Origin of the sequence: Rhodococcus sp. 3258, from assembly GCF_031456475.1 — a bacterium.
In the GTDB taxonomy this organism is placed as follows: domain Bacteria; phylum Actinomycetota; class Actinomycetes; order Mycobacteriales; family Mycobacteriaceae; genus Rhodococcoides; species Rhodococcoides fascians.
The window spans coordinates 310,023-323,107 of the sequence record NZ_JAVDUT010000001.1 but is presented as its reverse complement, the minus strand read 5'-3'; the positions used below and the strand labels follow the sequence as shown (position 1 = coordinate 323,107).

15 protein-coding genes are annotated in these 13,085 nt (G+C 65.6%); 6 read left to right on the top strand and 9 right to left on the bottom strand.

Translation table 11 applies throughout. The annotated features are described in order from the left end of the window. Positions 1 to 5 precede the first annotated feature (5 nt). The 3 genes from J2X62_RS01430 to dctA all read left to right on the top strand — a co-directional run bounded on the left by J2X62_RS01430 (position 6) and on the right by dctA (position 3,356). Positions 6 to 995 carry an iron ABC transporter permease gene (locus J2X62_RS01430; RefSeq protein ID WP_027496183.1) on the top strand — a complete coding sequence of 330 codons (990 nt, stop codon included), beginning with the start codon at positions 6 to 8 and terminating at the stop codon, positions 993 to 995. Beyond that, positions 992 to 1,771 carry an ABC transporter ATP-binding protein gene (locus tag J2X62_RS01425; RefSeq protein WP_027496184.1) on the top strand — a complete coding sequence of 260 codons (780 nt, stop codon included), beginning with the start codon at positions 992 to 994 and terminating at the stop codon, positions 1,769 to 1,771. Before J2X62_RS01430 ends, J2X62_RS01425 begins: the two co-directional genes overlap by 4 nt. Positions 1,772 to 1,925: 154 nt before the next feature. Then, a complete protein-coding gene (gene dctA / locus J2X62_RS01420; protein ID WP_310176606.1) occupies positions 1,926 to 3,356 on the top strand; it encodes a C4-dicarboxylate transporter DctA in 1,431 nt (476 codons plus the stop codon). Here the strand turns inward: dctA and J2X62_RS01415 are convergent. The 7 genes from J2X62_RS01415 to J2X62_RS01385 all read right to left on the bottom strand — a co-directional run bounded on the left by J2X62_RS01415 (position 3,278) and on the right by J2X62_RS01385 (position 9,498). After that, on the bottom strand, positions 3,278 to 4,558 hold the full coding sequence (locus J2X62_RS01415) for a PP2C family protein-serine/threonine phosphatase (protein ID WP_072692246.1): 1,281 nt from the start codon (positions 4,556 to 4,558) through the stop codon (positions 3,278 to 3,280). The two genes, dctA and J2X62_RS01415, sit on opposite strands and share 79 nt — an antisense overlap. A 17-nt stretch (positions 4,559 to 4,575) precedes the next feature. Next, positions 4,576 to 5,010 carry an ATP-binding protein gene (locus J2X62_RS01410; RefSeq protein WP_032368860.1) on the bottom strand — a complete coding sequence of 145 codons (435 nt, stop codon included), beginning with the start codon at positions 5,008 to 5,010 and terminating at the stop codon, positions 4,576 to 4,578. Continuing rightward, positions 5,007 to 5,396, bottom strand: coding sequence for an STAS domain-containing protein (locus tag J2X62_RS01405; protein ID WP_027496186.1), 390 nt, complete (start codon positions 5,394 to 5,396; stop codon positions 5,007 to 5,009). The genes J2X62_RS01410 and J2X62_RS01405 overlap by 4 nt, the downstream gene beginning before the upstream one ends. Before the next feature lie 31 nt (positions 5,397 to 5,427). Continuing rightward, complete coding sequence (locus J2X62_RS01400; protein WP_141214482.1) at positions 5,428 to 5,778, bottom strand: STAS domain-containing protein; 351 nt, start codon at positions 5,776 to 5,778, stop codon at positions 5,428 to 5,430. Between the two features lie 157 nt (positions 5,779 to 5,935). Continuing rightward, positions 5,936 to 7,528: an NAD(P)/FAD-dependent oxidoreductase gene (locus J2X62_RS01395; RefSeq protein WP_310176589.1), complete on the bottom strand. Its 1,593-nt coding sequence runs from the start codon at positions 7,526 to 7,528 to the stop codon at positions 5,936 to 5,938. Further along, positions 7,525 to 8,895 (bottom strand): APC family permease, encoded by a 1,371-nt coding sequence (locus tag J2X62_RS01390; protein ID WP_222062893.1) that lies wholly within the window; start codon positions 8,893 to 8,895, stop codon positions 7,525 to 7,527. The genes J2X62_RS01395 and J2X62_RS01390 overlap by 4 nt, the downstream gene beginning before the upstream one ends. 165 nt (positions 8,896 to 9,060) lie before the next feature. Then, a complete protein-coding gene (locus tag J2X62_RS01385) occupies positions 9,061 to 9,498 on the bottom strand; it encodes an SRPBCC family protein (protein WP_310176580.1) in 438 nt (145 codons plus the stop codon). 237 nt (positions 9,499 to 9,735) lie between these two features. Here J2X62_RS01385 and thiD point away from each other — a divergent pair, with 237 nt between their 5' ends. The 3 genes from thiD to J2X62_RS01370 all read left to right on the top strand — a co-directional run bounded on the left by thiD (position 9,736) and on the right by J2X62_RS01370 (position 12,486). Beyond that, on the top strand, positions 9,736 to 10,527 hold the full coding sequence (thiD, locus tag J2X62_RS01380) for a bifunctional hydroxymethylpyrimidine kinase/phosphomethylpyrimidine kinase (RefSeq protein WP_094650327.1): 792 nt from the start codon (positions 9,736 to 9,738) through the stop codon (positions 10,525 to 10,527). A 154-nt stretch (positions 10,528 to 10,681) separates the two neighbouring features. Next, on the top strand, positions 10,682 to 10,984 hold the full coding sequence (locus J2X62_RS01375; protein WP_310176576.1) for a hypothetical protein: 303 nt from the start codon (positions 10,682 to 10,684) through the stop codon (positions 10,982 to 10,984). After that, positions 10,981 to 12,486: a UDP-N-acetylmuramoyl-L-alanyl-D-glutamate--2,6-diaminopimelate ligase gene (locus J2X62_RS01370; protein ID WP_310176574.1), complete on the top strand. Its 1,506-nt coding sequence runs from the start codon at positions 10,981 to 10,983 to the stop codon at positions 12,484 to 12,486. Before J2X62_RS01375 ends, J2X62_RS01370 begins: the two co-directional genes overlap by 4 nt. Positions 12,487 to 12,497: 11 nt before the next feature. Here J2X62_RS01370 and J2X62_RS01365 read toward each other — a convergent pair whose 3' ends face one another. Further along, a complete protein-coding gene (locus tag J2X62_RS01365) occupies positions 12,498 to 12,713 on the bottom strand; it encodes a hypothetical protein (RefSeq protein WP_094650323.1) in 216 nt (71 codons plus the stop codon). A gap of 28 nt (positions 12,714 to 12,741) precedes the next feature. Next, entirely contained in the window at positions 12,742 to 12,999 is a 258-nt protein-coding gene (locus tag J2X62_RS01360; protein WP_176456997.1) for a lipopolysaccharide assembly protein LapA domain-containing protein, read from the bottom strand. Positions 13,000 to 13,085 lie beyond the last annotated feature (86 nt).

Genomic DNA, 13,085 nt, shown 5'->3' with positions numbered 1-13,085 from the left:
CCGTCATGATCGGCGGATTTCTCCTTCTGGTCGTCTCCGTGGCGATCGCGATGACGCTCGGGCCGGCGCAGATCTCGCTGGTCAACGTTCGTGACGTCGTGCTCAACCACCTGGGACTGGCGGACATCCCCGTCCGGGTGTCCAAGAACGCGATCGTGTGGGAAGAACGGCTCCCACGCAGCCTCGTGGCAGCTGCATGCGGCAGCGGCCTCGGGATCTGCGGGGTCATCATGCAGTCGCTACTCCGCAATCCGCTCGCCGACCCGTTCGTGCTCGGCATCAGTTCCGGCGCGTCGACGGGAGCGGTGCTGGTCGGGATCCTCGGAGTCGGTGGGGCCGCGCTCGGACTGTCCGGTGGCGCGTTCATCGGGGCACTGGTGGCATTCGGACTGGTGCTGCTGCTCGCTCAACTCTCCGGCGGCAACAACGACCGCGTGATTCTGGCCGGAGTGGCGTCGACCCAGTTGTTCTCGGCATTGACGTCGTTGGTGATCTTCGCGTTCGCCGATTCCGACGAGACCCGCGGCGTCATGTTCTGGCTGCTGGGCTCGCTCGAGGGTGTTCGCTGGGACGACGTGATTCTGTGCGCGGCAGTCGTCGCGGTCGGGACAGCCGTCTGCTTCTACTACGCATTCGTGCTCGACGCGTTCTCGTTCGGCAACGAGGTGGCGTCCTCACTGGGCATCCCGGTACGCAAGGCTCGCATCGCACTTCTGGTCGTGACCGCCCTCATCACGGCCACCTTGGTGAGTGTGGCAGGGGCGATCGGATTCCTCGGGCTCGTGTTGCCGCATGCAGCGCGGTTCCTCGTCGGCTCGAGGCACGGTCGGCTCGTTCCGGTCACGGCATTGATCGGGGCGGTCTTCATGGTCTGGGTGGACGCGGTGTCGCGCGTCGCGTTCGCGCCGACGCCGCTGCCGGTCGGCGTGGGTACCGCACTGGTGGGCGTCCCGGCATTCATCGCCATCCTGTCCAGACGGAAGAAGGCGTCATGACACTCTCGGCAACCGATGTCACGTGGCGTCGCGGCGGTGCGCTGGTCGTCGACGGCGTGTCCCTCGAGCCCGGCCCGGGCGATACCGTCGGGCTGCTCGGGCCCAACGGATCCGGCAAGTCCTCGCTGCTGCATCTGATGAACGGTGCCGTCAGGCCGACGTCGGGCGTGGTGACCCTCGACGGAACCGAGCTGTCCGCGATGCGGCGCAAGGACGTCGCGAAGATCGTGGCAGTGGTGAGTCAGCACGCCGACACCGACTTCGACATCACCGTCGCCGACGTCGTACGGCTCGGCCGCATTCCCCATCGAGGAGCGTTCGGCGGAGACGCAGCTGCAGATGCGGCGGCCGTGGATTCTGCACTGCGGCATACGGGTCTGGCAGGAAAGGCTCATTGTCTGTGGCATCAGCTGTCCGGCGGAGAACGGCAGCGCGCGCAGATCGCGCGCGCCCTGGCTCAGGAGCCGCGGGAACTGCTGCTCGACGAACCGACCAACCATCTCGACATCCATCATCAGCTCGAATTGCTGGCGCTGGTCGCACGGTTACCCATCACGAGCGTCATCGCACTGCACGATCTGAACCTGGCGGCGATGTTCTGCACGCAACTCGTGGTGTTGTCCGAGGGCCGGGTGGTGGCAGCAGGCGCACCCGCCGACGTACTCACCGAGGAGTTGATCGCGCGGGTGTACCGCGTGCGTGCCCATGTGACCCTCGATGGACCGAACAACAGTCCGTCGATCCGATTCGAGCCCGGCCTCGGGGCGCACGTGTAACTCGACCTGCCGATCGAGTCGACTGGTTTCACCATCGACCATCACCGTCAACATCGCCGAAACATTTCTCGCGCACGATGGTCGCGCCGAAACATGGTGCGATGCGACGGAGATGTCGCCGAGCACGACGGAAACTCGATCGAACGGTGAGCGCATGACAGAACGACCGACCGCAACGGACCGGGAAGCCGAACCCGGTGTACGCCGAAAGCCTTGGTATGCATCGCTTTTCGTGCAGTTACTGATCGGCATAGTCGGAGGCATTGCGATCGGGTGGCTCTGGCCGGGCCTGGGTGCAGACCTCAAGCCACTGGCCGACGGCTTCATCAAGCTCATCAAGATGCTGATCGCCCCGATCATCTTCTGCACCGTCGTCATCGGCATCGCCCATGTGGGCGACCTCAAGTCCGTCGGCCGCATCGGCGTCAAGGCCCTGGTCTACTTCGAGCTGATCACGACGTTCGCGCTCGTGTTCGGTCTGGTGGTCGGCAACATCGTCAAGCCGGGCTCCGGGTTCTCCATCGACCCGCAGACCTTGGCCACCGGTGCCGAGGCCGTCGACCAGAAGACCGGCAGCGGCGAGTTGCCGCACACCGTGGACTTCTTGCTGAACATCATTCCGACCTCCGTGGTGTCGGCATTCGCCGAGAACGCGCTACTGCAGGTGCTGTTCTTCGCCGTGCTGTTCGGCTTGGCCTTGGCGAAATTCGGTGAGAAGGGCCCGCCGATCTTGCTCGAACTCGTCGATCACATCAGCCACATCTTCTTCACGATCATCGGTTGGATCATGCGCCTGGCACCCATCGGTGCCTTCGGGGCGATGGCATACATCGTCGGCCAGTACGGCATTTCGTCGCTCGGTAGCTACGGGAAACTGATCGCGTGCTGCTACCTGGCTGCCGTGTTGTTCATTCTCGTTCTCGCGGCCGTCGCGCGGTACTTCGCCGGAGTCAACCTCTGGAAGTTCTTGCGGTACATCAAGGACGAGTTGTTCCTCGCCCTCGGAACGGCGTCGACGGAGGTGGTACTGCCGCGCATCATGGTCAAGCTGACCGAGGCAGGGTGCTCCCGCACGACCACCGGTCTGGTGGTTCCGACGGGATATTCGTTCAACCTCGACGGAGCAACCCTCTATCTGTCGATCTGCATTCTCTTTCTCGCGCAGGCTCTCGGCGTCGACCTGACACTCGGAGAGCAGATCGCTGCGGTGTTGATCCTGATGCTGACCTCCAAAGGCATGGCCGGAGTACCGGGTTCGTCGTTCCTCGCATTGTCGGCGACCGTTGCGGCCATCGGGCACGGGTCCATCCCGGTTGCGGCCGTGGCGTTGCTGCTCGGTGCCGACCGGATCATGGACTCCATGCGAGTATCGGTGAACCTTCTCGGCAACTGCGTCGCGACATTCGTCGTGGCGAACTGGGAGGGCCAACTCGACAAAGACCGAATGCGCAGAGTGCTCGACGGTGAGGAGGTACCGCCGTTGGAGGCGATCGAGGAGTCGAAGGACTACGAACCGGTCGGATCGGAGCCGGAATCGGTATCGATCGGGGGAACCTCGAAGGCGAGCAACGCCACGTCGTCCTGAAGTCCGTCACCGAACGAGGCCAACAATTCGGTCAGATCGTCGACGATCTTTGCCGCGGAGGTCCGGCCTCGTTCGGCGGCGAATGCGTGCAGACTGCCGTCGTCGTCGAAACGAGTTCGGCCCGGGCCGACGATCGCCTCGGTCAGCCCGTCGGTGTAGAACGCCAACACGTCACCGGGCTGCATCGTCACCGTCGCCGAGGCGAAGTGCGGTTCGGTGAGGGCTCCGACCAACTGCCCCCCGGTGGTGTCCACGAATTCGACGACGCCGTCGTGCGCGATACGAAGAGCCGGCGGGTGGCCTCCGCTGGCGAGGTGCACCACGGCACCGTCGGGTCCCGGCGCGACGGTACCGAAGACCACGGTGCAGAAACGCGGATCGTCGCCGTGAAACTCGTGGTGGAGCACCGTGTTGAGGTTCTCGAGTACGGCGATCGGATCCCGATCGAAGACCGCTGCGGCCCGCAGCGTGTATCGAGTCAGGGACGTGACGGCAGCCGCGCCCGCTCCTTTTCCGCTCACGTCGCCGAGGAAGAAACCCCACGTCGCGTTGTCGAGGGGAAACACGTCGTAGAAGTCGCCGCCCACTTCGTCGATGGACGCGGGGTGGTAATGGGCCGCCACCTGCATGCCCGTCGGCGCGGACAGGATCGGCGGCAACAGTGTGCGTTGCAGAGTCGACGCCAGAATCTGTACCTGAGTCTTCTCTGCTTCCGCCAACTTGCGGGCTTCCTCCGACGCGCCCAATGCATCCTGAGATCGGTCGAGAGCTGCTTCGGCGTCGTCCTGAGCTGCCTCGGCATATATCCGCGCATCCATCAGGTGCTGCTCGCGGACTCGGCGCTCGGTCTCGTTGTGCAGCGTCATGGTCACCGTCGTCGCACCGGACACCGCTCGCAAACTGTTGGCGAGCATCGACACCGCCGTCTGCGAGCCCGATGCGGGTGCGCCGGTGAGTTGCGCCGTCACTCCGATGGGCGAGTCGGAGTCGGACGACGTGGCTGCCGCGAGCAGTTCGCGCAAAACCGGTGCGAACTCGGGGCTGAAAAGATCCGTGACTGCGGTGCCGACCAGATCGTCCCGACTCAGTGCCGTGATGCGAGCGGCCGCCGCGTTGGCGTAAAGGATGTCGCCGGACGCAACGTCGATCGAAAAAACCCCGCACGGTGCGGAGTCGAGTAGTTCGGCAGCCGAGGCGGTCATGGCTTCTCCTACCAAGATTACGAGGGGCGGCCGGTTGATTCGGCCGTGACTGGGTTCCGCCACACTGCGGTGACCACGGTGCCCAGACCTGGACGGTGGTCGACGGTGAGGTCGTCGGACACTGCCTCGGCGAGCTGAAGCCCGTGGCTTCGTGTGGTCGTCGGTGCCGGCGGACGCCACGTGCCGGTGTCCGAGACGGTGACGGTCAGTGTCTCGCGTTCGTACGCTGCCGTGATCGTCATCGTCCCCGGTTCGGGCGCGGAGCTGTAGGCGTGTTCGACGACGTTGGCCAGGGCTTCGTAGGCCCCGAGAGCGATGTCGTCCACGAGAGTCCGATGCACTCCCAGGTCGAGCGCCCAACCCTGGAGCCGGCGCCGTGCGGCGCTGGCAGCAGCAGCCTCAGCGGTCGCAGTGTGACTCCACCGACTGGCGGGCTGTGAGTGGGACGTCATCGGCCACCCTCACTGTCGACCGCGCTCGACTGCACGTGCGCCACAGCCTCGGGAACGGTGGTGAAGGTGGCCATCACCCGGTCGATTCCGCTGAGTTGAACCGGGCGAACGACCACCCCGTCGACGGCGACCAGTGCCATCCGTGACGATTCGGGCAGCCGGTCGGACACCCGGACCAACACGGTGATGGCGCTCGACGACAGAAAGCTGACATCGGTCATGTCGACCACCAGTCCGCGTTCCGCGGCGTCGGCCGCAGGGAACGCAGCGGCGGACAAGTGGGGGATGGTATCCAGGTCGAGTTCGCCTCTGACTGTGATGACGGTTGTCGCGTCGTGCACATCCGAAACGATCTCGAACTGTCCTCCGGTCGGGTCGTCAGACATACGGCCGAGGTTACCTGTCATCGTGTCCGATTCACGATCCAGGCGCGTCGACGAACAGGTCGCCTGCACCCAGTACGTCGAGGACCATGCGCACCGAACGGGCCGGTGCGTGGATGACGATCTTGCCCGGGTGGGTGTATGTCGCGTCGACGATGGCATTCGCGACTCCCGAGTAGACGAACGACACCTCGGACAGGTCGATCGTGACCACGGAGGAAACGGCGGCCAGGCGATCGAGGCCGTGTACGAATTCGGCCCGGGTCGACATGTCGAGTTCACCGAAGGCGCGCAGGATGTTGTTCCCGTCGGAACGGACGATGGTGTCGAGTCGGAACTCGGCTTCGTCGTCGCGAACGGCGTTGTCCATGGTGGCAATGCTCATCGACATGTCGAGACCTCTTCCGGAGAAGTGCGCGGCCGGCTGGTGTCTCCGCCTGCTCGCTGGTTTGTTGTGTAGTCAACGATGCCAGTGCGAGATGTCGGACGGTGATGTCGACGATCTCGAGTCGGTAACGAAAGATCTCGTTTCGATAACGCCGTCATCGGGTCAGGAATTCGATCAGTGCACTGGTGACTTTCTTTCGCGCCCATCCGCGCGCCCCTCGCTGGCCGAGTGCGGCCCGAGCGGCGTTGGCCCCGGCCGCACCGTGGACTCCGCCCCCGGGGTGGGCGGACGCGGACCCGAGGAACAATCCTTCCACCGGGGTCTCCGCGCGCCCCAATCCTGGCGTGGGACGAAAGATCAACTGCTGCTGCAGTTGTGCGGTACCACCGTTGACCGCACCGCCGTGCAGGTTGGCATCGGCGCCGTGCAGATCACTCGGTCTCTGCACCACCCGTCCCACCACCGAATCGGCGAATCCCGGGGCGTGCTGTTCCAACACCTGATCGACGCGGTCGGCGACGGTCTCGGCGGCCGAGTCGTCGACGACGCCGCGCGGCAGATGTGTGTAGGCCCAAGCGCTTTCGGTGCCCTCGGGCGATCTGGACCGGTCCGCTGTGGTCATCTGGCCGAACAACATGAACGGGCTCTGCGGGAGAACCCCGGTCGTGAGATCGGCCGCCCAATGGACCAGGCCGTTGTCGTCCGCACCGAGGTGGACGGTGCCTGCGTCGGCCAAAGATGCTGAGCGCCAAGGTATTCGACGGTCGAGAGCGTAGTTGAGCTTGACCACCGGGGTGTCCCACTCGAACGTACGTAAGTCGTCGTGCACGCGACGCGGGACCGCATCGAAGGGCAGCAACGACCCGTACAGCGCGGGGGCCGACACGTCGGCAACGATCGCTCGACGAGCGCGGAACGTCTCGCCACCTGTCGTGTGCACGGCGCGTGCACGACCGCCCCGCACGTCGATGGACTCGACGGGTCGACTGCACGTCAGCACAGCACCCGAGGCCTGGGCCCGGCGAATCAACGCGTCGGTCAATGCCGACGATCCACCTACGGGCGCCGGATACCCGACGTCCTGCGCGAGCATCGTCAGCAGATATCCCATCATTCCGCTCACCGGCGCGTCGGTGGGTACGTCGCCGTGCATCGCATTGCCCAGGAGCAGGCACCGCGCGGCCTCGCTGTGGAACAGCTCGTGGGCCATCACCCGTGCAGGCAACGCAGCGAACCGGACGAAGCGCAGTGTCTCGGAGACGCCGAGAGCGCGCGCCAATCGTGCTGCCGGCAGTACCGGTGGAAACGGCCCGAAGAGCGAACCGAGCAGGGGAGTGCGAACACGTTCCCACTGCTCGAACAGGCGCAGCCACGTGTCACCGTCGCGTACGTCGTGCTCACGCAACAGAGCAGCGGTCGCCTCGACGTCGTGATGGACGACCGGAGCGTCGGTGTCCTCCGGGGATCGCGCGTGGCCGTAGACCGTCGGCGAGTGAGACCACGTCAGTCCGTGACGCTCGAGCTCGAGTGCTGTCATGGCGGGCGAGGACACAGCCAGCGGATAGAACGCGCTGAACAGGTCGCTGGTGAATCCAGGAACCAGTTCGGCACTGCGGACGGCGCCGCCGGGTAGTTCGGCCGCCTCGAGAATCACGACGTCCCACCCCGCGTCGGCCATCGCCGCGGCGGCGACCAATCCGTTGTGACCGCTACCTATGACGACTGCGTCGACCTCTGTGGTGGTCATCGGGTGATGCTCCTGGGCTCGGTCGCGGTCTTGTTGCTCACAACCCTACCGACGTAGTACAGCGCGATTCCGACTGCGAGCAGCAGCCCGGCGCGGAGCCACGTGGCCGCGGACTGCTGAGTGAGCAGCACGGCGCACGTGATCAACGCCAGGACGGGAAGCGCCGTCGGCGTTCGGAAGTGGTCGGTGTCGGATCGGTCTCGACGCAGCACGAGCACGGCAATGTTGGTACTGATGAAGACGAACAACAGAAGCAGCACCACCGTTTCGGCGAGTGCGGCCACGGAGCCGGTGGTGCACAACACCATTGCGACCACAGTTGTCGCGACAATGGCCGCCCACGGAGTCTTGCGGCCGGGCAGCACCTTGGCCAGGGCTACCGGAAGCAATCCGTCGCGGGCCATGCCGAAGGTCAATCTCGACGCCATGATCATCGTCAGCAAGGCGCCGTTGGCGACGGCCACAAGGGCGACCAGACTGAAGACCCACGGTGGGATTCCGGCGTCGGCGGCGTCGACGACCTCGAGCAGCGGACCGGTGGACTGGGCCAGGGTATCCGCCGGAACGACCGTCGAGACTGCGAGACCGACCAGCACGTAGACCACTCCGGCCGTCGTGACGGCTCCGAGCAGAGCTCGGGGATACACCCGCCGCACATCCTCGACCTCCTCGGCGATGTTGGCCGAAGTCTCGAACCCCACGAACGAGTAGAAGGCGAGCAGAGCCGCCCCCAGCACTGCCAGCGTCGGCGTGGTGTCGTCGGTGAATTCGAGCACCCGTGACGGCGCGCCGTCGCCGCGGCTCAGAACGAGCCCGGCCAAGGCGATGATCACGACGAGACCGGACACCTCGATCACCGTCATACCGAGGTTGGCCCGAAGAGATTCGGTGATCCCGCGGGCATTGAGAAGTCCGACGAGAAGTAGGAAGACGACCGCCGCAGGCACGGCGGGCACATCGAGGAACACTGCGAGATAGTCGCCCGAGAAGGCCAGCGCCAGACCTCCCGCGCTCGTCACGCCAGCCGCGAGCATCGAGAATCCGACGAGGAACGACACTATCGGTCGCCCGAAGGCTCGCTGCGCGAACACCGCCGCCCCGCCTGCTCGCGGGTACTTGGTCACCAATTCGGCGTACGACGCCGCAGTGAGCAAGGCCATCAGGAGAGCGAGCAGCATCGGCAGCCAGATCGCTCCGCCGACCTCACCCGCGATTTCCCCGACGAGAGCGTAGATCCCGGCCCCCAGCACGTCACCGAGAATGAAGACGAACAACAACTTGCCCGAGATCGCCCGGCGCAGTGGCGTCGACGACCCGTCGGACTCGGAGCCGTTCGGGTGGACGCTCGGACTGTGGTCGGACGCCATCAGTTCCGGTTCCCGCTTCGGGAGCTGGTGCTGGAGACAGATAAACGACGCAGCGGGGATGTCATGGCAATCGCATGCCCGGTGTGTTCGGTCTTCAACCGTGTTCTCTCGATCGGTTGCAGCACAGACGTTTCGGCGAGCCGGCCGCGCCGGACGCGGCAGGTTCTACGGGTTCGATGCGCGTTCCGCCAACAGAGCGAGACGCCTCAGTGCCTCGGCATTTCGGGGGTGAGACAGCGCATGCTGAACCCGGTTGGGCACGAGCTCGAACGGCGGTGTGCTCGCGTGCTCGATCATTTCGATCGTGCAGCCGGTTGCTGTCGGGTGCAGCCGGACGGTGATGGAGGCGCGTCCGAACGGCATGGCCCGGGCTTCCAGCTGTAATTCGCGGTTCTCGTGGACGGCGACCGAGCGCGTGACGTCGCTGAGCACGATCGGCCAGGCTCCGACCGAATGGTGGATGACACTGCCGGGAGCAGGCCACGCCGCGTCGACCGCTCTGATTCGGGATGCACCGACCACCCACATTGCGTAGGACCAGCCATCGGCAAGAACGTTCCACACGTCCTCGCATCGAGCTGTGGTGTCGCGTTTCGTCGTCACGCTCGGACCTCCGTCGTCATCTCGGTACGCCGCTACGCCGAACGAAAAGCGTTGGTATGCCGCCGTTCTCGGGGCACACGTACGGCGGTTGCGCAGTGGGGGACCGGCCTGGACTCGACTCGGATATCGGTGACGCTACCTGCCACTGAGCCGGGGCACAACGCGGCAGCGGGCCCGGCGCACGCGGCTTCTCGACCACCCGGCGCGGTGTGGGGCGTCGGTTGCCATAATGAGGCGATGTCGACAATCGCTTACGTGATCGCAGGTTCGGAAGCCACCGGCGGGGCCGGTCTGCAAGCAGATCTCAAGACGTTCGAGCGGTTGGGGGTCTACGGGGTCGGCACCATCACGTGCATCGTGTCCTTCGATCCGAAGGCCGAATGGGGCCACCGCTTCGTGCCGATCGACAGTTCGGTGATCGCAGATCAAATCGAAGTGGCCACCGCCGCTCACGATCTCGATGTCGTCAAGATCGGCATGCTAGGAACCCCCGCCACCGTCGCCACGGTCGCGGAATCACTGCGCCTGCAGCCGTGGCGTCATGTGGTGGTCGATCCCGTGCTGATCTGCAAGGGCCAGGAACCCGGTGCGGCTCTCGACACCGACAATGCGCTCCGTCGCGACATTCTTCCGCTGGCCACCGTCATCACACCCAACTTGTTCGAGGCGACGACGTTGTCCGGAATGGACTCCATCGACACCGTCGAGGATCTCGGTGAGGCAGCCAGGAGGATTGCCGACCTCGGCCCGCAGTACGTCGTGGTCAAGGGTGGTGCCGGCCTACCCGGAGACGAAGCCGTCGACGTCGTGTTCGACGGACAGGACCTCACCGTCCTGCGCGCCCCGAAGATCGGCGACGAGAGGGTGTCCGGCGCAGGATGCGTGTTCGCAGCTGCCATCACCGCCGAGCTGGCCAAGGGATCCGGCGTGCTCGACGCAGTGGCCACGGCAAAGGACTTCGCGCATGCCGGCATCGTCGGCCGGTTGTCGAGTCACGCTCCGTTCGCTGCCGTCGCCTGGCAGAACTGAGCCCGCCGGCCCGGATATCGATCACGGGTCTGCCTCGAGTGCTGCGAGGCTTCATGTTTGGACGGGTTCGCCGCGGGGACACTGACGTAATCGACGTGTTCCTGCAGGCCCGGAATGCGTCGCCGGTGAAGCGAACAGCAGTCGAGGAGACACCATGGCCCAACATGACCCCGCCTCCGGTGCCGAAGCGAACGACGACGACCGCACGATGCGCGGGCACGCCGGGGAAGCGATCGTCGACGCGCGCAACTGGCCCGGCTACATCTGTATCGGTCTCGCGCTGGTCAGCCTCGGACTGACCTTGACTGCGGCCGGCTACGGTTTCGAGGGGTGGGCGTGGACGGGCGCGGTCCTCGCGCCCGTTCTGCTCGTCGCAGGCACGGTTCTGGTGTTGCTCGAGCGTCGCCGGGTCAAGGCACAGGAAGGCAAGAGCCTCACCGACCCTGCGGGGCATTGATCGAGCCCGATCTCGGCAGGGGTGGCACGTCGTCGATCGGCGTCGGCGTGGAACTGAACGAGCTGGCACTCTCGATCGGCGCTGCGCCGTCGATGCGTTCCGTGCGAGTGACCGGGGCAAGCGACGACTCGCGAACGGTTCGTCCCGGTGACCTGTACGTGGCGTTGCCCGGCCGCCGAGCTCACGGCCTCGACTTCGAGCTCGAGGCCGAGGCCCGAGGGGCAGTGGCGGCGTTGTCGGACCGGGCCTCGACGGTTCTGCCGACACTCGTCGTGCCGAACCCGCGCCGCCGGGTCGGGGAGGTGTGCGCTCGAATTCATCGGTTCGCGCACCGAGACCTCGATCTGTACGGAGTCACCGGGACCAACGGCAAGACGAGCACCACCCTGCTGCTCGGAGCCGGGCTCGCTGCGGCGGGCGACTCCGTGGCGACCATGACCGGAATCGGTTTGGCGGGCCCGCGCGGCGCGGAAGAATCGGCCAGAACCACACCCGAGGCCGCCACCGTGCATCGGACTCTGCGCCGTTTCCGGGACGAGGGTGCCACAGCGGTTGCCCTCGAGGTGTCCTCTCACGCCGTCACCGAGCACCGCGTCGACGGCCTCCGTTTCGCGGTGATGGGGTTCCTCAATCTCACGCCGGATCACCTGGATTACCACGGAGACATGGACAGTTACTTCGCCGCGAAGGCCGAACTGTTCTCGGCGCACCGATCGACACGCGCTGTGGTCAACGTCGGCGATCCGCACGGCAAAATCCTGGCGGGACGCCTCGATATTCCCTGTTGGACGTGGTCCACGGCCGATCGCGATGCCGATGTTCGCGGCGAGAACGTCGAGTGCACCGACGTCGGAACGTCCCTGACAGCGCGAACCCCGATGGGCGATGTCGAAATCCGCCTACCTCTGCTGGGTCCGCACCAGGCCGAGAACGCTCTGGCCGCACTGACCATGGCGTTGGCGGCCGGCCGCGACATCGCAGCAGTCGCGGCAGGACTCGAACGCCTCGACGCCGTTCCCGGCCGACTCGAACGTGTCGACGTCGGTCAGCCTTTCCTGGCCGTCGTGGACTACATGCACAACACTGCAGGTCAGCGGGCGCTGCTGCCGTTCGTCCGCAGCGTGGTCTCGGGTCGACTGATCGTCGTCGTCGGGGCGACGGGCGAACGTGACCCGGGTAAGCGCTTCCCGCTCGGGCGAACGGCAGCCACGTTGGCAGATGTGGTGATCGTCAGCGATGAAAGTCCGCTGTCGGAGGACCCGGGCACCATCCGAGCCGCAGTGGAAGAGGGCGCTCGGGCTGCACGCTCGGCGGTGGTGGTAGTGGAAGCCGACCGGCGGCGTGCCGTGGAGCATGCTGTGGCCATTGCTCAGCCCGGGGATGCCGTGGTCGTGGCGGGCCGGGGCTGCGATGCCGAACAAGTGTACGGCGACCACATCCTGCGATTCGACGACCGTGAGGTGTTGCGCGACGTCCTCGCCGCCCACGTCGCGCGGAGTTGAACGCGCTACCGCTACTGCGCCGCGGACGTACGTTTCCGAGCGGATCTGTCTGCTCGACGCTGCGCGAACCTGCCGGCGGACTTCAGGGCCTTGGATACGACATTGGCTCTGCCCGTTCGCTTTTCGAGGCTCACGCCGGCAAATGCCAGGAGCCGGGCAGCAATGGGCAAGCCGATCGCGACGACAAGGTAGCGGTAGAGATACTTGCGGGCCAGCAGCGGGATCATGCGGGAAGTCCTGTCGTGGGGGAGGTTGTCAGCGGACGGCCCGTCGAACCTTGAATGCTGCTGTTGCCGTCAGCGCGATGATCGCTCCGACGACGGCTGCACCGAGCATTGCGACGCCCTGCCCGAGATCGAAGTTCCAGCCGAGGAAGTTGATCGTGCTGTGAACGGTGTTCTGCAGCACGAAGATGACCAGTGCTGCAACGAGCACGACCGTGACGAGGAGGGCCAACTTCGAGGCGAATCCGCCGCGGCGCTTGGTAGTTGTGGTGTCCGATGTTGCAATCATGAGGGTTCCGTTCTGTGAAGTGGAAGGTGAGCAGAAACCGAGTGCCGCCGATCGCGGTGACCGGCGGCACTCGATGCGGGGCTGCT